Origin of the sequence: Alicyclobacillus herbarius DSM 13609, assembly GCF_000430585.1 — a bacterium.
Lineage (GTDB): Bacteria > Bacillota > Bacilli > Alicyclobacillales > Alicyclobacillaceae > Alicyclobacillus_G > Alicyclobacillus_G herbarius.
The window spans coordinates 102,809-121,317 of sequence record NZ_AUMH01000010.1; the positions used below are offsets into that span (position 1 = coordinate 102,809).

Genomic DNA, 18,509 nt, shown 5'->3' on the forward strand with positions numbered 1-18,509 from the left:
ACGGCTTTACTCTTTTTATCAGACGGCCGTTTTGTAACACAGGACACAGAGAGAGGGAAGGTGGGACTATTCCATGGGGGTCTATTCCATGCGGATCGAATCGAAGGCGGTTGAACCGATCCGAATTCTGGGAGAATGGACGGGAGGGGTTTGAATCCAAGCGAGAAGTTGCAATCTCTGAGCCTTGACCTCGGCGTATCCCGCCTCAAAACAGTTCTCCAAGCGGTCAACGGACACCCAAGTGGTACCTTGCACATCCGGTTCGATGACAAAGACATTTTGACCGTCTATGTCATCGTCAATCGTCTCGCGCAGTAGAACGTCGAAGGAGCGGATGAGTACGTCGACCAGATGCCGGGGCTGCCAATTCGCCTCCAGGGTATGTAAGTTAATCACGATGATCTTTTCACATCCCATTTCTCGTAAAATATATACAGGCACATAGTGGCGTATGGCCCCGTCCACAAGGACGCGGTCTTCAATCTTCACAGGACGAAAGATACCTGGCACGGCACAGCTGGCCAGCAGGCAGCGTTCAATGTTCTCTACAGGAAGGGCACGTCGAGACCGGATGGCAGGAGCGTAATTGGAAAACGCAACTGGGCCACCGCCCACGAGGTCGGTAGCCAAGATAAAAAATGGGATTTGTGGGTTTCTTCCATCAAATATCTTGGAAAAGTATCGTTCAAGGCTTTTCCCTCGGATCAACCCACTGGGCAGTAGGGAGGGCCAGTCAGAAAGTTTCCGTCGTAAGCGTGCCCCATGAAACCAACGCGAAAGGCGTATCGACCAGGGAAGCAGTCCGAAGTCAAGCAGGGATGCGCCTGGAAAGTGTCGAATTAACTTGAGGTAGTCGGAACGTCTGAAACCATATGCGTACAGCGCAGCCACAATCGCGCCTGCGCTTGTTCCAGCGACCATATCGGGTCGGATGCCAACTGCTCGCAGAGCGTCCAGTGCCCCGGCGTGCGCCGCGGCTTTGAGGGTGCCGCCGCTGAGCGCCACGCCTATCCGCGGGCGTGCTATCGCGATATGGGTCGCCACCGAACCACCTCCAACCATAAGGGGACAAGAATGGACGAGTTTACAGCATTCATGGATACCTTTCGTAAGCAGTTTGGACTGGATCTTAGTTTCTACAAACGTCCCCAACTCGAACGGCGCGTACGTTCCTTTCAGATTCGTCATCAATACCCCAGCCTGGCGGCGCTTACTCGCGCGTTAACCGAGAATCGCGAGCTACAGCAACAGCTTATCGACAAAATCACGATTCATGTCTCGGATTTTTTTCGAAACCCAGAACGCTGGCAGGCGTTGTGGACGTGGGTAGAGTCACTATTTTCCGGTGAGCCGTTACGGATTTGGAGTACGGCTTGCGCGACGGGTGAAGAGGCATACACATTGGCAATGTTATGCGAAGAGCATGGGCGGCCTTATCAAATCATTGCGACCGATGTCGATGAGCGTGTGCTGTTCGCTGCAGAGCAGGGGGTGTATCGGGAACATCAGCTCCGGGCTCTGTCGGACGAACAAAAAAATCGTTTCTTTACGAGTCAGGACCGCGTCCGTGGGGTGTGGCGGATACGGCCCGAGCTGCAGCAAAGCGTTCGTTTTCAGCATCATGACCTACTTGGACCCGAAGTCCCGGATGAAGCCCCTTTTCACCTCATCGTATGTCGGAACGTCCTGATTTATTTTACTGAAGAAGGGAAACAGCAAGTGATTGCCAAGCTGGCGCGTGCGTTAGTGCCGGGAGGCATTCTGTTTGTCGGTTCCACGGAGCAATTTCTGAACAGCCGCCGGTTTGGCCTCGTCAACATTGCCCCATTTTTGTATCAGCGAGGGTCGGACTAGGTCAATCGTACTGTCCGTCAGGGGTCAAGTCGACATACGGTGAAGCATGCCACTCGCGAGGGAGGTGTGCACGGTGTACGATGGTGGTGCTTTTGGCGGCTATACTCGTTGGGCCGTAGTGTTTCTGATTATCTTTGTCTTATTCTTCCTGCTGGTGCCTGGCTACGTGCGGACCTGCACGACCACACCGGTCTATTGATAGGAAATCACCAAGCACCAGTAAAGTTAGTGTGGGTAAAGCCTCTCCGTTCCGTTTACGGGTGGTAGGACCATGCCATGCCAGGAGGTGAATACCAGATGTGCACCAGGTGTCAGGTTGAAAAGCACCTTGGCGGTTGGGTCGAGTTCCGCACGCCCTGGGGGTACCATCGGGGCATCGTAGAACAAGTCACTCCGAATGCCGTCCTGATGCGCGTCCCGAGACGGTATGCCCCGGCTGGCATAGCCACTGTTTCCAACCTGGACGTCTCCCACAGAGCCAGTCCGAGCGAAAAGCTGGATATTGCTCTGGCTCAATGGGCTTATGGCCGTCCGTACGCTTACGGCGCCCGCTGGGGCTACCCAGGTTGGGGCGCATGGTGGGCCGGCTGGTGGTGGTGGTGGCTGGCGTTCGCCTGGATATGGGCGTTGGCTTTTCTCTGGTGGTGATAGGTTCCAACACGTCCATGGACAGCCCAGATTGTGTGAGAAAGACATCCCCGTACAACAAGTTTTAGACTCTGACAGCGCTCCCGATGCCGGGTGGCGCCGTTTTTATGAGCGGTGCGATGGACCTTGTATTGGCCTTGTATCCGACATACAGTACAATATATTCAGTCATCCGTCTTGTGTATCCAATGTGATGTCGTCCGTCCGTGTGCGAAGTCATTTCCCGGTTGCGTGTTTCGTTAGGGCATGGAGCATGCGTCACACATGCCGACTACAGGGGGGATACATACCTTGGCACCGATTTATGTATGGCTTCCAACGCTCGTGCTGCTGGTGGCGTTTGTCACGTGGGGGTTCTGGATGAACGCGGGGCGTCGTTAAAGCGATTGTCCAGGTACACATTTGGAATGCGTATCCGGACAATCCCCTATCCACAGGCATAATTTTCGATCGTTCCCCATAGCGTTGTTCGTAGTTGTCCCAATTCCTTGGGAGACTGCGAGGGGGAACCGGATAGTGGTCGGCGAATGGACGGCCGTGATATCGACCATACTGTATTCTTTCTCTTATTTACTCCTATACGCTGCCCAACGTCGAGGAGAGACTTGTGATAATGGTGTGATGCCAATCCTCTATTTGGGCAGCGTGTTCCTTCTCGTATCTGCTGCGCTCCATGCCGCATGGGTGAAAGCACCTCCCGTCTTGATGTGGCCACAGTTGGGTTTCATTCTGTTGTCGGGGTTCTGTGGAACCTTCCTGGGGCGTGTAACCTTCTTTGCCTCCATGTTCCGCCTTGGGGCGACACGCAGTACGGTTATCAAATCACTCTCGCCCGTCGTCACGATTGTCACCGCCGTGACGATTCTCCGCGAACCCTTGGATACCGGAGAAACCATCGGTACCGTGCTGATGCTGTGCGGTGTAGGACTGCTCCTTCTGGAGCGTCGAAAACGAGATACTCGAGCCGTCTTTCGTACCTCGGTGATGGAGGGTTTGGCGTTCGGCTTGGCCGCATCCGTTTTAGAGGGAGTGGGTCACGCCTGGCGCAAGGTTGGCATGTACGGGGGCCATCCCATATGGGCGGCTGCCTTCGATTTGACGGTGGCGGCACTGGCTTATAGTGGCTATCTACTTGTCCAAGGGACGCTGAGAGAGCACATTCGGTTTTATGGCTCTGTCCGAAGCCTTTATGTTTGGACGGCGGCAGCCACGTCAGCCGCCGCGGTGCTCGCCTTTTATACGGCAGTCAGCACTGTTCCGGTATCTGTCGTCTCGGCGATTGTCGGCATTCAGCCGGTGTTAGTGGCGCTATTTTCATCTCTGCTGTTTCGCAATTTGGAAGATCGAACCTGGTTGACGTTTGTTTATACACCCTTAGTTGGACTGGGTGTTTGGATGGTCGTCCATGGCTGGTAGGTTACAATGTGAGTAAGTGACCATGCTCCTTCAGCCATCGGCGCCGCTCCAGGTAGTCGGGGATGGTCTTGGCTACTGCAGCCCAAAAGTGTTTGGAGTGGTTCGGGTGTTTGAGGTGTGCAAGCTCGTGCACCAGCAGGTAGTCGAGAATCGCCATGGGTGCCATGAGAATATGCCAGTTCAAACGGATCGTTCCGTCTGCCGCGCAACTGCCCCAGCGGGTCTTTTGTTCCTTGAATAACACGCGTCGTGGGTATCCGTAGACCGAGCCGTATCTCTGCAGCCGCGTTTGTACGACTGCCTGACCGCGCGCCAGGTACCAGGCGCGAAACAGGCGGCGGTAGGTCTCCTCTACTTGGGCGTCCGGATGATCTTCGGGCTTTCTTCCTGTCGGCACCAAATTTTCTTCCCGAAAACACCTTGGGATCGACAGTTGGAATTTTTGCGTATCCCATGTCAGTCGAGGTTGATCGAGGCCCGTTTCTGTATGAACGACCAAAGGATAAGCTTGGCCTAGGTACCAAAAGGTCTCCCCATCGACAAACCGGTGTTTAGGCACGGCCGCCTGACGTGCTCGGACTTCATCCAGTTTGCGGATAATCCAATTGGCCTTGCGCAAAACAATTTCCTGCAGTTGCTCATCGGGGATGCCGAAGGGAGCCCGCACGTAGACTCCACGGTTGGCGTCCACATACAAGCTGACCGTTTTTCTCCCTGACCTCCGTTCAATGTCATATGGGATGATCCGTCCCGCATACTCAAGTTTCGGCATGATATTCCCCTCATCAATTCTGGCACTACGTTCCTGCAGATAGACTTTCAACTGCCACCGCCATTATACAAAACATACCGGTGTCCAGTCATGGCATACCTATGCTATACGTAATACTAGAAAAACTCATGAAACTGTACATGCATACCGAAGGAAGGGAGTGTGTTGTTGGTGGTGCGTCTTCGGCAAGTCGCCACGTCTGCAGGCCTAGCGGCAGTATTGCTGTATTCTAGTATCCAAGTCGCTTGGGGGGCGGGTTCATCTATCCCCCAACCTCATTTCCCTCGCTTCGACAAACAGGTCACGATTACCTGGTGGACATGGACCGCCAACGCCGATAAGGTCATTGCTGCATTCAACAAAGTGTATCCGAACATCCACGTTATTCATCCACTCATCGGTTCTTCAAGCGCGGAGTATAACAAATTGACGACCACCTTAAAAGCTGGTGTCGGCGCTCCAGATGTGGTTCAGATTGAGTATCAATACCTGCCGAAGTTCATCGACACGGGCGGCCTGCTGGACATTTCGAAGTATGTCGAATACGCCAAATCCTACTTTCTCGATTGGACCTGGCGTCAAGCAAGTCGCGGACAGCAAGTCTACGCCATTCCAGAGGACATCGGTCCACTGGCCTTGTTATATCGCCCAGATGTCTTTAAGCGAAACGGATTAACCCCCCCAAAGACCTGGAATCAATTTGGGGAAGAGGCCGTTCAGTTTCATCACAGACATCCTAACCAATATTTAACTTACTTCCCCGTCAACGACGGTGGCCTGATCACCGGGCTCTTATGGCAAGCGGGCGCACACCCGTTTCACTACACGGCAGATGGATGGGAAATCAATATCGACAGCCCGCAGGCCCGGAAAGTTATGAACTTTTGGGGCAAGCTCATTGCGCAAGGGGCCATTCAAGCTACGAATGACTGGACACCACAATGGGAAAGTGAAATCGGTCAAGGTGTATACGCGTCTGTCATTGGCGCTGCCTGGTCTCCTACGTATATGATTGAACCTTATGTCAAGCCATCCACGAAGAATTGGAGGGCAAGTGATATTCCCCAGTGGAATGCGAGCGGACCATTTATGGACGGGAATTGGGGCGGATCGACAAACGCTGTCACCGTACAAACCAAATACCCGCAAGCTGCCGCACTGTTCGCTGCCTGGATCAATTCCAGCGCCGCCGCCGAAGTCCTGGACGTGACGGATATAGATAAGGAAGGACGTGGCCAGATGCCAGCCAATCGTTACGGAGAGCAATTACCGAAATTTTTTGCGCCGAACCCCGCGCTCGAAAATCAGGTATCGGCACCGGTCTTCGTGAAAGCGGCGAAATCTGTGGATACGTCCTTCGAATGGAGTCCGTGGACGGATTTCGTCTACAACGAAATGACGATTGAGTTTACGAAAGCGGCTAAGGGAGACGAAACGTGGGATCAAGCACTGGCCAACATCCAGCAACACACGGTGGTTTTTGCGAAGAGCATGGGATACCGCGTGAAGGATATGGACGGGACGGAGAGTACAGGGTCCCACTCCGTGCCACCCGCCCTTGTTGTCCTGCTTGTCCTTTTGGCGGCGGCTGCGCTTGCTGTGATTATGAGACGTATCCGTACGAAGGATGTAAGCGTTTGATGGCCATCCCAGTAGGTGAATAAACACACAGGGGAAGTGAGGAGAGACCGTGACTCAATCACTGCGCCGGGTACCCTATGTCTTTCTGGCCCCATTCGGGATTCTCTTTGCACTCTATTTCATCTTCCCGTTCTTGTACTCGTTTTATTTAAGCCTCTTCGTTGACCGCCAAGGGTTGCATGCGTTTGTCGGTTTGCACAATTACCTGACCGCCATTCAGGATAGTAGTTTCTGGATTGCCATTGGCCGCGTGGCGTATTACGGGGTCGTCCAGGTCACGGTCATGCTGCTCATCGCGCTTGCCTTGGCTTTGCTGTTGGATAGCCCATTCGTACGCGGAAAAACCATGTTTCGAATCATCTATTTTCTTCCCTACGCCGTTCCAGGGGTCATCGCTGCGATTATGTGGGGATTTCTATACTCCCCGCAACTGAACCCGATTTTGGCGGTATTTCGCGCCGTGGCTGGGGGACACCCACTCGACTTACTGTCTGACAAGCACGTCCTATACGGAATCATGAACATGGCCACGTGGGAATGGACCGGCTATAACATGACCATTTATTTCGCCAGCCTGACGTCCATTCCGTTGGAACTGTACGATGCGGCTAAGATTGATGGATGCAACGAGTTGCAGACGGCGCTGCGCATCAAAATCCCGATGCTGCGGTCGACCATTTTGCTGACGGCCGTTCTGTCGATCATCGGTTCCCTGCAATTGTTCAACGAACCGTATGTCCTTTCGACGATGACCAGCATCCCCTGGACGTACACGCCGAACATCGAAATCTACAACATGGCGTTCGCCTATGGAAACGTCACCTACGCCGCGACGTTATCGATTTTGTTGGCCGTCATCACTTTTGTTGCATCGCTGTTGTTTATCTACGCGACGGCTGAACCGAGGCCAAGAAAGGGAGCCTCGCCCAGTCGGTGACGGAAAGCCAAGGGACACATCGACCAGAAAGGTGGATAAGATAATGAGTCGAACCCAGACATCGCTTGCCCCGACCGACCTTCAGCGTCAATACCATACCATCACTCGCAAAAATGGAATCACAACTAGCCTTTCTATGGCCTTCGTGATTCTTATGGCCATGTACTTTCTGCTGCCCTTGTACTGGCTGCTCGTTTCGACGACCAAGACAACCAGTGAACTATTCAATACACCCATGTTGGTGCCGGCGAACCATCTGGGGGCGAACCTGCGCTGGTTGGCTACCTACCAAAACGGCGAGTTTTGGCGCTGGGTCGTCAATTCAGCGGTGTATTCTTTTGTCGCCGCTGCGGCGGGAACGCTCATCTCTGCCATGGCCGGTTACGCCTTGGCAAAATACCGCTTCCGCGGTCAACGTGTCGTATCGACCGCGGTGCTCGGTTCCTTGATGGTCCCCGCAGCCGCATTAACCATTCCTATCTTTCTGTTGGAAAAATCGATGGGCCTTATCAATACCTACATCGGCGTCATCCTGCCGATGCTGGTCAACCCGTTTGGGGTGTACTTTATGAGTGTGTATATCCGGGAGGCCATGCCCACCGAACTGATGGATTCAGGGCGTGTGGATGGAGCCAGTGATTACGGTGTATTCTTTCGCATCGCGCTCGCCATCCTGCGACCGGGATTGGTCACACTGTTCCTTATCATCTTTATCGGTACGTGGAACAACTTCTTCCTGCCACTGGTCCTGTTGAGTAAGAGCAGTCTCTATCCATTACCCGTGGGGTTGGAGATTTGGACCGCCAACTTAAATTCGGCCGGCACCGGACAGCCCCTGTACCCGTTGATTCTCATCGGATCGTTCCTGTCCATCCTGCCCATGCTCATCTTGTTTCCGCTCCTGCGCAAGTACATCATCTCGGGAATTGCGGCTGGGAGTATAAAAAGCTGAATTCCCTTGCAGGAATTCCGGATTCAATTGCCAATATAGAAGAATGTTCATCGATTTTCTCGCGCGAAAGGACGGAGTCTATGTTGCAGGCCAGTAAGCGACAGATTCGCATTGGTATGATTGGGTACAAGTTTATGGGGAAGGCGCACAGTCACGCCTACCGTGACCTTCCGTTCTTTTTCGATATGGACGCGCTACCGGTAATGGAAGCGATTTCTGGCCGGGACGAGGCTGGTGTAAAGGCGGCTGCCGAACAGTTCGGTTGGAACAGCTTTGAGACCGACTGGCGGCGCTTGGTGGAACGAGATGATATTGATGTCATCGATATCGTGACCCCGAACAACACGCACGCGGAAATGGCGATTGCGGCCGCCAAGGCGGGAAAGCACGTGATTTGCGAAAAGCCGCTGGGCATGAGTGTTGAAGAAGCCAAGCGGATGTTGGCAGCCGTTCAGGAAGCGGGCATTGTGCATGTGGTCTGCCACAACTATCGTTTTGCCCCAGCCGTACAATTGGCCAAGAAGCTCATCGAGCAAGGCCGTCTCGGACGCATTTATCACATCCGCGCCACATACCTTCAGGATTGGATTATGGATCCGGCCTTCCCATTGGTGTGGCGGCTGCGCAAGGAAGTGACCGGATCGGGCGCGCACGGCGATATTGCGGCTCACATCATTGACCTGGCCCGCTTCTTGGTCGGTGAGTTTCGTGAAGTCGTCGGGATGATGGAGACGTTTATCAAACAGCGTCCGCTCGGTGAAATGACCGGAGGCTTGCATGCAGAGACGGTGGCTGGTGCCATGGGTGACGTAGACGTGGATGATGCGTCCGCATTTCTGGCTCGGTTTGAGAACGGGGCGATGGGAGTATTCGAGGCGACGCGTTTTGCGGGCGGGAACCGGAACGGAAACCGTTTCGAGATTAATGGTGAAAAGGGTTCCATTCGCTGGGACCTGGAGAACATGAACAACTTGCAAGTCTATTTCCACGACGATGAACCCGGATTACAGGGCTTCCGAACCATCAATTGCACGGAGGACGTGCATCCATACGCCGGCGCCTACTGGCCGGCTGGACACATCATCGGCTATGAGCATACCTTTATGAACCTGTTCTACGAGACGTTCCAAGGTATCGCAGGCGGCCGTAACCCCAAACCCGACTTTGTCGATGGTCTACGCAACCAAGAGGTCCTTGAAGCGGTGGAAAAGTCCGTCCAGACGGGCGGCTGGGTTCGTGTGGGTGAATGAAGCGACAGATAGGGGATGGCATTATGGAGCCCGTGAAGGTCGGCATCATCGGTTGTGGCAACATCAGCAGCATTTACTTGCGCAATCTGAGCGCATTTTCCGGCGTCGATGTGGTGGCCGTGGCGGATTTGGACATGGTACGCGCCAGAGCAAAAGCGGAAGAGTTTGGCGTCACGAAGGCCTGCACAGTTGAGGAATTATTGGCGGACAAAGACATTGAACTGGTGGTCAACCTGACGATTCCCAAGGCCCACGCCGAGGTGGCACTGGCCGCGCTGGAGCAAGGGAAACACGTATATTCCGAAAAGCCTTTGGCCGTTCACTTGGAGGACGGGCAAAAGGTGTTGGCCACCGCTCGCGCCCGCGGACTGCGTGTAGGGTGTGCACCGGACACGTTTCTCGGGGGTGGACTGCAGACGTGCCGGAAGCTATTGGACGATGGCTGGATTGGCACGCCGGTGGCGGCAACCGCCTTCATGATGTCGCATGGCCATGAAAGCTGGCACCCCGACCCAGTCTTCTTCTATCAAATGGGGGGCGGGCCGATGTTTGACATGGGCCCCTACTACCTAACCGCCTTGGTACACCTGTTGGGGCCCATCCGGCGTGTAACCGGTTCCGCCCGGATTACGTTTCCGGAGCGAATTGTCACTAGCAAACCGCGACGGGGTGAGCGAATCCGCGTTGAAACCCCCACGCACATTGCGGGCGTCCTCGATTTTCAAAATGGAGCGATTGCCACGCTGGTGACGAGTTTTGACGTATGGTACGCCGATGTGCCGCGCATTGAGATTTACGGAACGGAGGGCTCTATGAGCGTGCCCGATCCGAACCACTTCTCGGGTCCGGTGCGAATTCGCCGACCCGGGGTGGAGTCATGGAGCGAGATCCCCATTTTATCGCCTTTCGTGGAGAACAGCCGCGGCTTGGGTGTGGCCAACATGGCGTTGGCCATTCGTTCTGGGGATGTACACCTTGCCCACGGGGACCTGGCGTATCACGTTCTGGAGGCGATGCACGGGTTCCATCTTGCCTCGGAGCAGGGACGGCATTACGACATGCAAAGCACGTGTGAGCGTCCAGCACCGTTCTCGGCGGAGACTGTGCAAGACCTTCGCACATAACGATTCACCCATACGGGGGTGGCGGGCAATACGATGGCCGGAGATAGCCGAGAAAGGAGGATGAAGCATGTCAAACTTTCGCGTCTCGTGTCACCTCATCACGTGGGGGGAAGACCTTATCACTGGGTTGAAGGAAGCCAAGGAGCTGGGGTATCGCGCTTGTGAGACGTTTACCCACATTGCCTTGCGGTATGAAGACCGTGTGGATGAGTTTCGTGAGCTTCTGAGCCAGCACGGATTTGTTCTCTCTGCCTTATATGGGGGTGGACGATTTACCGATAGTTCGCGAAGACAAGAAGTGATTGATTACAACACCCGAGTGGCGCAGTTTCTCGCGAAAAATGGGAGCGACCGCATCGTTTTTGGTCCGCAGGGCCCTCGGGAACCGAGTGGGACACCGCTTGCCGACCTGAAGGTAGCGGCGGAGACCATTAACGAAGCGGCGAAACGTTGCGCCGAGTTTGGCGTGAAGGCGTGCGTGCACCCTCACTTGGGAACGGAGATTCAGAACGAGCGCGAATTGGATGTCATCATGGAGTTGACCAATCCGGACTACGTGTTCTTCTGCCCGGACACTGCGCACTTGGCCAAAGCCGGGATGAATCCGACCGACGTCATCCGCCGCTACCGCGAACGCATTGCCTATGTTCACCTGAAAGATGTCACGCCCGATGAGGTGGATGCGGAGAATTTCCCCATCCTCTCGGGGAATGAGGCGTTGCCGATTTTCTGTGAACTGGGGTTGGGAACTCTCGATTTGGTCCCGGTGATAGAGTGTTTGAAGGAGATTGGCTATGAAGGGTGGGTGACGGTCGAAATCGACCAATCCACCAGCACCCCTCGGCAGAGCCTTGCGATTTGTCGGGATTACGTGGTTGGCCGGTTAGGTCTGTCGTTGGAGACGGCTGCGGTATAACTGTAAGATGTCTCCATTTGGTCGAGCAGCTGGATGTACATGGACACCGCCCAGGCAAGTGGGGTATTCGGGTTTGCCTGGGCGGTTCCCCCGTAATACGATTCTGGAAGGACGCCAGGCTCTGGCATGATTTGTTCCGTCCAACGTAAGTAGGCTGCCGCTTTGTCTCGTTCGTTGAGGGTTAACCAGCAGAGCCCGAGCCAAGGGATGCCCAGGCACCATTCGGCTTCCCGGCCGTCCCTTTCATAGTAGCAATCACCCAGATAGCGGATGACCCCGCGCTCACGCAGGAGTTGCCGTTCCACCTGCTCAATTAGGAGGCGAGCCATGCTGGGCGGCAGCAGACGATAGGGGTAGACCAGACTGAGCTGCGCGAGATCGGACTCTTTTGAAGCGCTTTCGCGCGGGAGGATGTTGAACAAGGCGGACATGCCCTTTTGAACCACCGACCAGTCGATGGCAAAAAACGGCATCAACGCAAGCAATCCGGCAGTGCAAGCGCCAATGCTGCTTGCGTGGACTTCGCGGTGCTCTTCCCAGATTCCGTTGTCCGCGTCTTGCCAGTAACGCAAGGTCGTCAGATAACGGATGAATTGTTGAATCAGGTATTCATCTCGCTCATCGCGGAGCATTCGTTTGCCGTGCTGCAGACCTAGACCGATTCCAAAGAGAAAGGCGCCAATCGCATCGTTTTGGGCGTTTCCCCAAGGCTCCGTCAGTTCCTCGAGGGTGTCCGCATGATAGCGAGGGTGTATGTACTCGTACACCTCATGCGGACGGTGTTCGGCGTGGTAATCCAGCTTCCAGCTGTAATGGTGGAAGATGTCCAACATTTTGTGATAGGCTTGTTCGAAGCGATTGTCGTCCGCAGCATCGAGGTATGCGAGTACGATATAGCAGACGTCACGAATCCATACATAGCGATAGTCTGGGGATCGACTGGCTACGTACAGTCCATTGGGCAATCGCATGGTTTCGAGTACCGCGTGGGCTGTGCTTCGCATCGATAACCTCTCCTCCTATTTTGCAGTGTATCCGAAAAACCAGAAAGACGTTCCGCTTGCTAGGCGATAGCCCAAACGACGCATAAGAATAAGAAATGGAGGTTTAGCGTATGGCAACCATTGAGGATTTCGAAAAGTTGGACTTGCGTGTGGGGACAGTGATCAAGGCAGAGCCGTTCCCAGAGGCTCGTGTCCCGGCCATTAAGTTGGAGATTGACTTCGGTCCGCTCGGCATCAAGCGTTCCAGCGCCCAAATTACGAAAAGGTACACGCCCGCTAGCCTCATCGGCCGGCAGGTGATTGCCGTTGTCAATTTTCCCCCCCGGCGCATCGCAGGGTTTGCCTCCGAAGTCTTGGTATTGGGCGCCATCCCGGAGAAAGGTGATGTCGTCCTGTTGACGCCTGACGCGAAGGTGGCGAACGGATCGCCCATCGCGTAAGCCAAAACGGGGAGGGAGAGAAAGGTGGAGAACTGGATTTGCATAACGTGCGGTACGCAGTTTCCCAAGACGGTGACCGCGCCGAGTCACTGTCCGACATGTGAAGATGAGCGGCAGTACATCGGTCACCGGGGGCAACGGTGGACCACCCTCGAACAGATGCGCCACGACGGATACCGGAACGCTTTCTATGAGTATGAGCCGAATTTGTGGGCCGTCGAGACAGTGCCCGAGTTTGCGATTGGGCAGCACGCGGGACGTCACGTTAATCCACGTCGGCGGACACTTTGCCGGATCGGCCGTGTTACATTGGAAAGCCGGGGCAGAGGGCAAAGGGGTTTTGCTGTCGGGCGACACCTTATCGGTGTCGGCCGATCTGCGCTGGGTTTCTTTCATGTACAGTTTTCCAAACCGGATTCCGCTATCCGCCTCCATCATGCTGTCTGGAGGGGCCGTCCGTGAAGCGAATCGCGATCATCGGATCGCCAGGGGCGGGTAAGTCAACCTTTGCTTGCCGACTTGGGGACATCACCGGGATTGAAGTCTTCCATCTGGATCGCTTGTTTTGGCAGCCGGGGTGGGTAAAGACACCAAGGCCAGAGTGGATGGAACTTCAGCGGAAGCTAGTGCAACGTCCATCGTGGATCATCGACGGAAATTACGGATCTACGATGGATATCCGCATTCAGGCTGCGGATACGGTGATCTTCCTTGATGTGCCACGGCGTGTCTGTCTGTGGCGTGTCATGAAGCGAGTCATCCGTTATCACGGCCAAACCCGCCCGGACATGGGCGCACACTGCCCGGAAAAGATAGACCTGGAGTTTTTTCGCTACATTTGGGGGGGTTGAAAGCGAGAGCAAGAAAAGATTCTGCGACGCCTGGATGAAGCCCAGCAAATCGGAAAGCAAGTTATACGATTGAAAACACGGAAGCAAGTGGAGGCGTATTTTGCTTCGTTGTCATGAAGGAATCATCCTCAAAATTATGAATTCGACCAACGGTCATCTGAATCTATCCCCGGCCTAGGTTTTACTCAAACTCTCCCAATTTGCCGATAGAAGAGCCAGATTATATTGTGTTCGGCAGCGCCTTCAAAAGCTATTTGAAAAGCCGACATGACACGGTTTCCGTAGCCGTCTATGATGCCAACACGGGACAGACATACACGTATAATCCAAACGCTACCTATTGCGCTGCAAGCATCGTCAAGGTCTCCCTAATGGCGGTGCTGCTTTACAAAGACCAGATGGCGCATCAATGGGTGACGACCACACAGAATAAGCTGTTAGCGCCCATGATTGAGGACAGCGACAACAATATGGCGTCAAAACTTTGGAATCAATTGGGGCGTGGAAAGAACATCACCTCTTATATTCGAAACTTCAGAATGAAACACACAACGATGCGAAACGACGCCTATTTGGGGTCTGACCCAGACAACTGTAATGGATCAGGTAACGCTGATGAAACTGCTGGCATTTCCTAGTTTGATGATCGATAACGCGAACCGGCAATACGCATTGAGAGATTGATGGAACATATCGTAGGCTGGCAGCGGTGGGGAGTGTCCGCAGGGGGTCCCTTCGGGAACAACCGTCGCGTTGAAGAACGGCTGGTCTCCGTATGTAACCGGGAATTGGCGCATTAACAGCATCGGGTACATCCACGGACATGGACGAAACTACGTCATTGCCGTTCTGACATCCCATAATTCCAGCGAGGACTACGGAATCGACACAGTGGATGAAATCTCGCGGCTCTTATGGACCAGCATGGCGAGGTTGATGAAAAGGTCGAGCACGAGAAAAAGTGAGCATCTAGGAGCCGGCTTGAAACTGATTGCCAACCGGTGATAAAAAGAGAAGGAAATTCAAATTGGAATTGGAAGGATTAAGAACCGCTTCTTCCCCAATTACGTGTACAACTCGTGATAGGAATTCGGATGAGCCAGATTCGACCTCATAAAGCAGACCGCAGAGACGACTTTTTCGAAAATGCGTGAACAAAGCATCAGGCTGAAATCTTTCCCATGGCTAAAGCTGAAGAACGCTTACCGATGTCCGTTTCAAAAACGAAAAAGACCCAGCACATCACTGTACTGGATCCTTATCGGGACAATGAACTTTCGTATCTGGAGCGGATGACGGGACTCGAACCCGCAACATTCAGCTTGGGAAGCTGACGCTCTGCCAATTGAACTACATCCGCATGACCGCTTACAATGAGTAGTATAAACGTCTCGGCACAGAAATGCAAGTGCCGTATCCATGCAGTCGTTCATTTCTCAGCAGAAAGGACTTCATATGTACACGCTACACGTTGGACCCGAACACGCCGGGCACATGATTAAAACGATTCTGCAACGCGAGCTAAGAATGTCGCGGCGGCTGCAGCGTGCGCTCATCAAGTCAGGCGTGGTTAAGCGCAACGGCCGGCCTGCGCGTTTGATTGACAAGGCGGAGGCAGGGGACTGGCTGGAGGTGGCGCTGCCGCAGGAAGCATCGGACATTGCGCCGGAGCCGATGCCGCTTGACATCCGTTACGAAGACGATGAAATCCTGGTTGTCAACAAACCTCCCGGCATCCTGGCCCATCCCAGTGCCCATGAGCGGAGCGGATCGCTCCTGGCGGGTGTATTGGCTTATCTTCAGCCGCATGGCCAGGTTGCACACAGTGTGCACCGTCTCGATAGAGACACGTCGGGACTGCTCATGTTTGCGAAAACCTCACACAGTCATCACCTGTTCGATATCGCCCTGCGAGAAGGAGCCATGCACCGCGCGTATCTGGCCATCGTCTACAGAGCTCAGGACGACGTTCATACGGACGCAGCCGGAGAGTCGTCGACTTGTCTGCCAGGGCCTTGGCGGACCATTTCTCTGCCGATTGGGCCCAATCCCGCGCGTCCGTCGCGGCGCCTCATCTCAGCAGATGGGCAGCCCGCCATCACACACTACCGCGTCGTCGGTCACAGCGGTGGTTTGGCGGTGCTACAGATTCACCTGGAAACCGGCCGTACGCACCAGATTCGCCTCCACTGCGCCGCTATGGGCATGCCGCTGGTGGGCGACACAGACTATACCTGGGACTACAGCATCCGCCCCGTGGTGAGACCTGAGCCCGTTGCGTTTCCCAGACAGGCGCTGCACGCGTACCAACTCACCTGGACTCATCCGGTGCAGCACACGGAGTGCAAGGTCCAGGCAGAACCGCCCGAGGACATGCGTCACCTCTGGGCGGCTGCAGGCGGGGACGACGGACTCTGGTCTAGGGTGACATCATTGCCCCTGGAGAAACCGGTCTGATAAGATGAGGTAAGATGAAGACTTTACTTCTAGTCCCGTGCCTTTCCAACACGGGACGCACCTTGTCAAAAAACATCCCAAGATTGTAAGCCAAAGTAAGAGAAACCGTCCGTGATCGCACGAAAGAATGAGGGGTGACGGTGTGACCGAGAACCATCGGGAAGACCTACTGCGAATCCTGGAATGCCACGGCGGGCCGGGGTTTGAACAGGATGTGGCCCGTACAATTGAACAAGCGTTCATGCGCTACACCTCCCAGATTCATCGCGACGCCCTCGGCAATCTGGCAGCTGTTGTGACCGGCTCCGGGGAGGGGGAGCGGCCGCGTATTTTGTTGGCTGCGCACATGGACGAAATTGCGCTGGTGGTGACGAAAATCGAGCCGGGCGGGTTTTTACGTGTATGGCAGGCGGGTGGATTTGACGCCCGCACCTTGATGGGACAGGAGGTCTGGGTGCACGGCAAACGTCCCCTGCTCGGCATTATCGGCTCGAAGCCACCGCACTTGACGACCGTACAGGAACGGAAACAAGCCCCGCCTCTGGAAGACCTCTACATCGATTTGGCGATGCCAGAATCCTCCGTCCGCCAGTTGGTCCGCGTCGGTGATAGAGTGACCCTGTCCCGTGAATCGCTTTCGTTGTTACATAATCGCATCGCTGGCAAGGCATTGGACAACCGCGCCAGTGTCGCCGTATTGCTGGAAACGCTGCGCTTCCTGCGCTCGCTGCGGCATCATGTCGACGTCTACGCGGTGGCAACCGTGCAAGAAGAAGTCGGCGTGCGTGGAGCGACAACCGCCGCTTACGGCCTGCGGCCAGACATCGGTATCGCGATTGACGTCACCTTCGCAGACTTTCCCGGGCAAGCCCCGGATGACAGCTTCAAGATGGGGAAGGGACCGGCCATTGCCTTTGGCCCCAACATCCATCCGAAAGTGTTTGCGCGCATGCGCGACGTCGCCGAAACGCATCAGATTCCGTATCAGCTGGAACTCAGCCAGGGTCCCACGGGAACCGATGCACGGGCCATTCAAATCACCCGTGAAGGCATCGCCACCGGCCTGGTCGGGGTGGCCATCCGCTATATGCATACCTCGGTGGAAACCGTCGATTATCAGGACATTGTGGAATGCGGCCGCTTGTTGGCGCATTTCATCGCCAGTATCGACACCACCTATGTGGAGGGGCTGTCATGTTACTGAAGGAACTTACGGAGGCGATAGGCCCGTCCGGATTTGAGGATGAAGTCCGCAACCTGATTCGCAAGGCTGCAAGGCCCTACGCCGACCGGGTGTATACGGACGTGCTCGGCAATCTGATTGTGGAACAGAACCAAACCGCAGCCGGTCCGCGGGTTCTCCTCGACGCGCACATGGATGAGGTCGGGCTGATGATTGTCCACGTCGAGGACAATGGATTGCTCCGGTTGCGCCCCTTGGGCGGGATCGATCCGCGCGTACTCGTGTCCAAACCCGTCTGTATCGGGACGGACCGGCGTTTTGGCGTGATTGGCGCGAAGCCGATTCACCTGCAAAAGGCGGAAGAGCGCAAGCGGCCCCTGCGCATGGATGAACTATACATTGACATTGGCGCGAAAGACCGGGAGGACGCCCTTAGCGTCGTGAAGCCGGGGGATGTGGCCGTGTTCGCCACCCGCTTTGGAGAAATCGGCGAAGGCTGCGCCAAGGCCAAGTCGTTTGATGACCGCGTGGGCTGTGCCATCCTGCTTGACGCGCTGGCGGCGCAAGTGCCGGTTCCCTTGATTGGCGCCTTCACCGTGCAGGAGGAGATCGGCCTGCGCGGCGCCACGGTGGTCGGGGAACGAATTCGACCCGACATCGCGATCGCGATTGAGGGCACGGTGTGCTTCGACGTGGTCGACGCGCCCGGACATGGCCAGTCCACGGTGATGGGAGCTGGTCCGGCGCTGACGGTGCAAGACGGCCGTACCATCGCAGATACGCGCTTTCTCGAGTTTATGGTCGCAGTCGCCGAAAAATATAACATACCGTATCAGTTTCGGCGCGTGAAGGGCGGATCGAACGATTTCGGGGCGATTCATAAGTCTGGAACCGGGGTGACCGGCGGCGGCATCTCCGTCCCTGTGCGCTACATCCATGCCCCGGCACAGGTCATCTCACTGGACGATTACCACAACACGGTGCGCTTGGTCCGCGCATTGCTGGAAGAGATAAGCCGCGGAGCGTGGCCATACACGAGCGGAGAAAATGTCGGTTGAGGGAGG

General features: G+C 55.2%; 21 protein-coding genes and 1 tRNA gene. 18 read left to right on the plus strand and 4 right to left on the minus strand.

All coding sequences use genetic code 11. The features are described 5' to 3' along the window. Positions 1-81: 81 nt before the first annotated feature. A complete protein-coding gene (locus H522_RS18460) occupies positions 82-1,044 on the minus strand; it encodes a patatin-like phospholipase family protein (protein ID WP_051344080.1) in 963 nt (320 codons plus the stop codon). A 30-nt stretch (positions 1,045-1,074) separates the two neighbouring features. Between H522_RS18460 and H522_RS0108550 the strand changes: the two genes are divergently transcribed. From H522_RS0108550 to H522_RS0108570, 4 genes are all read left to right on the plus strand, one after another. Next, entirely contained in the window at positions 1,075-1,854 is a 780-nt protein-coding gene (locus H522_RS0108550; RefSeq protein WP_026961992.1) for a CheR family methyltransferase, read from the plus strand. A gap of 73 nt (positions 1,855-1,927) precedes the next feature. Continuing rightward, the gene (locus H522_RS22335) at positions 1,928-2,053 is read left to right on the plus strand and encodes a hypothetical protein (protein ID WP_273365229.1); all 126 of its coding nucleotides are present in this window, start codon (positions 1,928-1,930) and stop codon (positions 2,051-2,053) included. Between the two features lie 98 nt (positions 2,054-2,151). Continuing rightward, positions 2,152-2,502 carry a hypothetical protein gene (locus H522_RS18465; protein ID WP_035453158.1) on the plus strand — a complete coding sequence of 117 codons (351 nt, stop codon included), beginning with the start codon at positions 2,152-2,154 and terminating at the stop codon, positions 2,500-2,502. Between the two features lie 621 nt (positions 2,503-3,123). Continuing rightward, the gene (locus H522_RS0108570) at positions 3,124-3,918 is read left to right on the plus strand and encodes an EamA family transporter (RefSeq protein WP_026961993.1); all 795 of its coding nucleotides are present in this window, start codon (positions 3,124-3,126) and stop codon (positions 3,916-3,918) included. A 1-nt stretch (position 3,919) separates the two neighbouring features. Here the strand turns inward: H522_RS0108570 and H522_RS0108575 are convergent, their stop codons facing one another. Then, positions 3,920-4,690 (minus strand): M48 family metallopeptidase, encoded by a 771-nt coding sequence (locus tag H522_RS0108575; protein ID WP_026961994.1) that lies wholly within the window; start codon positions 4,688-4,690, stop codon positions 3,920-3,922. 171 nt (positions 4,691-4,861) lie between these two features. Between H522_RS0108575 and H522_RS18470 the strand changes: the two genes are divergently transcribed. The 6 genes from H522_RS18470 (at position 4,862) to H522_RS0108605 (ending at position 11,510) form a co-directional block, all read left to right on the plus strand. Then, on the plus strand, positions 4,862-6,331 hold the full coding sequence (locus tag H522_RS18470; RefSeq protein ID WP_245578063.1) for an extracellular solute-binding protein: 1,470 nt from the start codon (positions 4,862-4,864) through the stop codon (positions 6,329-6,331). Between the two features lie 49 nt (positions 6,332-6,380). Further along, positions 6,381-7,268: a carbohydrate ABC transporter permease gene (locus tag H522_RS18475; RefSeq protein WP_051344082.1), complete on the plus strand. Its 888-nt coding sequence runs from the start codon at positions 6,381-6,383 to the stop codon at positions 7,266-7,268. A gap of 43 nt (positions 7,269-7,311) precedes the next feature. Continuing rightward, complete coding sequence (locus tag H522_RS0108590; RefSeq protein WP_026961995.1) at positions 7,312-8,220, plus strand: carbohydrate ABC transporter permease; 909 nt, start codon at positions 7,312-7,314, stop codon at positions 8,218-8,220. Between the two features lie 80 nt (positions 8,221-8,300). Continuing rightward, positions 8,301-9,470 carry a Gfo/Idh/MocA family protein gene (locus H522_RS0108595; RefSeq protein ID WP_035453164.1) on the plus strand — a complete coding sequence of 390 codons (1,170 nt, stop codon included), beginning with the start codon at positions 8,301-8,303 and terminating at the stop codon, positions 9,468-9,470. A gap of 23 nt (positions 9,471-9,493) precedes the next feature. Next, positions 9,494-10,594, plus strand: coding sequence for a Gfo/Idh/MocA family protein (locus H522_RS0108600; RefSeq protein WP_211230661.1), 1,101 nt, complete (start codon positions 9,494-9,496; stop codon positions 10,592-10,594). 67 nt (positions 10,595-10,661) lie between these two features. Next, the gene (locus H522_RS0108605) at positions 10,662-11,510 is read left to right on the plus strand and encodes a sugar phosphate isomerase/epimerase family protein (RefSeq protein WP_026961998.1); all 849 of its coding nucleotides are present in this window, start codon (positions 10,662-10,664) and stop codon (positions 11,508-11,510) included. On the opposite strand, the gene H522_RS0108610 is transcribed toward H522_RS0108605, so the two are convergent. Further along, on the minus strand, positions 11,462-12,514 hold the full coding sequence (locus tag H522_RS0108610; RefSeq protein ID WP_026961999.1) for a glycoside hydrolase family 15 protein: 1,053 nt from the start codon (positions 12,512-12,514) through the stop codon (positions 11,462-11,464). The two genes, H522_RS0108605 and H522_RS0108610, sit on opposite strands and share 49 nt — an antisense overlap. Positions 12,515-12,624: 110 nt before the next feature. Between H522_RS0108610 and csaA the strand changes: the two genes are divergently transcribed. The 5 genes from csaA (at position 12,625) to H522_RS21740 (ending at position 14,810) form a co-directional block, all read left to right on the plus strand. Then, positions 12,625-12,954 carry a chaperone CsaA gene (gene csaA / locus H522_RS0108615; RefSeq protein WP_026962000.1) on the plus strand — a complete coding sequence of 110 codons (330 nt, stop codon included), beginning with the start codon at positions 12,625-12,627 and terminating at the stop codon, positions 12,952-12,954. A 241-nt stretch (positions 12,955-13,195) separates the two neighbouring features. Continuing rightward, on the plus strand, positions 13,196-13,453 hold the full coding sequence (locus H522_RS21930; protein ID WP_211230662.1) for an MBL fold metallo-hydrolase: 258 nt from the start codon (positions 13,196-13,198) through the stop codon (positions 13,451-13,453). Continuing rightward, positions 13,413-13,805, plus strand: coding sequence for a P-loop NTPase family protein (locus H522_RS18480; protein WP_342664392.1), 393 nt, complete (start codon positions 13,413-13,415; stop codon positions 13,803-13,805). The genes H522_RS21930 and H522_RS18480 overlap by 41 nt, the downstream gene beginning before the upstream one ends. Positions 13,806-14,032: 227 nt before the next feature. Beyond that, positions 14,033-14,443, plus strand: coding sequence for a serine hydrolase (locus tag H522_RS0108630; RefSeq protein ID WP_026962002.1), 411 nt, complete (start codon positions 14,033-14,035; stop codon positions 14,441-14,443). A gap of 115 nt (positions 14,444-14,558) precedes the next feature. Next, complete coding sequence (locus H522_RS21740) at positions 14,559-14,810, plus strand: hypothetical protein (RefSeq protein WP_026962003.1); 252 nt, start codon at positions 14,559-14,561, stop codon at positions 14,808-14,810. Positions 14,811-15,089: 279 nt separating this feature from the next. Here H522_RS21740 and H522_RS0108640 read toward each other — a convergent pair. Then, positions 15,090-15,165: transfer RNA gene (locus H522_RS0108640), tRNA-Gly, on the minus strand. Positions 15,166-15,260: 95 nt separating this feature from the next. Between H522_RS0108640 and H522_RS18485 the strand changes: the two genes are divergently transcribed. The 3 genes from H522_RS18485 to H522_RS0108655 all read left to right on the plus strand — a co-directional run bounded on the left by H522_RS18485 (position 15,261) and on the right by H522_RS0108655 (position 18,503). Further along, positions 15,261-16,262, plus strand: a complete 1,002-nt coding sequence (locus H522_RS18485) for an RluA family pseudouridine synthase (RefSeq protein WP_051344083.1) — start codon at positions 15,261-15,263, stop codon at positions 16,260-16,262. Between the two features lie 142 nt (positions 16,263-16,404). Next, entirely contained in the window at positions 16,405-17,466 is a 1,062-nt protein-coding gene (locus H522_RS0108650; protein WP_026962004.1) for a M42 family metallopeptidase, read from the plus strand. Beyond that, positions 17,457-18,503, plus strand: coding sequence for a M42 family metallopeptidase (locus H522_RS0108655; protein WP_026962005.1), 1,047 nt, complete (start codon positions 17,457-17,459; stop codon positions 18,501-18,503). The genes H522_RS0108650 and H522_RS0108655 overlap by 10 nt, the downstream gene beginning before the upstream one ends. Positions 18,504-18,509 lie beyond the last annotated feature (6 nt).

What these genes read in the sequence shown, in the direction of transcription:
- H522_RS0108550 (WP_026961992.1), top strand. Translation starts at nt 1,075, where the DNA reads ATGGACGAGTTTACAGCATTCATGGATACCTTTCGTAAGCAGTTTGGA.
- H522_RS18485 (WP_051344083.1), top strand. Translation starts at nt 15,261, where the DNA reads ATGTACACGCTACACGTTGGACCCGAACACGCCGGGCACATGATTAAA.
- H522_RS0108655 (WP_026962005.1), top strand. Translation starts at nt 17,457, where the DNA reads ATGTTACTGAAGGAACTTACGGAGGCGATAGGCCCGTCCGGATTTGAG.
- csaA (WP_026962000.1), top strand. Translation starts at nt 12,625, where the DNA reads ATGGCAACCATTGAGGATTTCGAAAAGTTGGACTTGCGTGTGGGGACA.
- H522_RS0108600 (WP_211230661.1), top strand. Translation starts at nt 9,494, where the DNA reads ATGGAGCCCGTGAAGGTCGGCATCATCGGTTGTGGCAACATCAGCAGC.
- H522_RS0108575 (WP_026961994.1), bottom strand. Translation starts at nt 4,690, where the DNA reads ATGCCGAAACTTGAGTATGCGGGACGGATCATCCCATATGACATTGAA.
- H522_RS0108570 (WP_026961993.1), top strand. Translation starts at nt 3,124, where the DNA reads ATGCCAATCCTCTATTTGGGCAGCGTGTTCCTTCTCGTATCTGCTGCG.
- H522_RS0108605 (WP_026961998.1), top strand. Translation starts at nt 10,662, where the DNA reads ATGTCAAACTTTCGCGTCTCGTGTCACCTCATCACGTGGGGGGAAGAC.
- H522_RS0108595 (WP_035453164.1), top strand. Translation starts at nt 8,301, where the DNA reads ATGTTGCAGGCCAGTAAGCGACAGATTCGCATTGGTATGATTGGGTAC.
- H522_RS18465 (WP_035453158.1), top strand. Translation starts at nt 2,152, where the DNA reads ATGTGCACCAGGTGTCAGGTTGAAAAGCACCTTGGCGGTTGGGTCGAG.
- H522_RS0108610 (WP_026961999.1), bottom strand. Translation starts at nt 12,514, where the DNA reads ATGCGAAGCACAGCCCACGCGGTACTCGAAACCATGCGATTGCCCAAT.
- H522_RS0108590 (WP_026961995.1), top strand. Translation starts at nt 7,312, where the DNA reads ATGAGTCGAACCCAGACATCGCTTGCCCCGACCGACCTTCAGCGTCAA.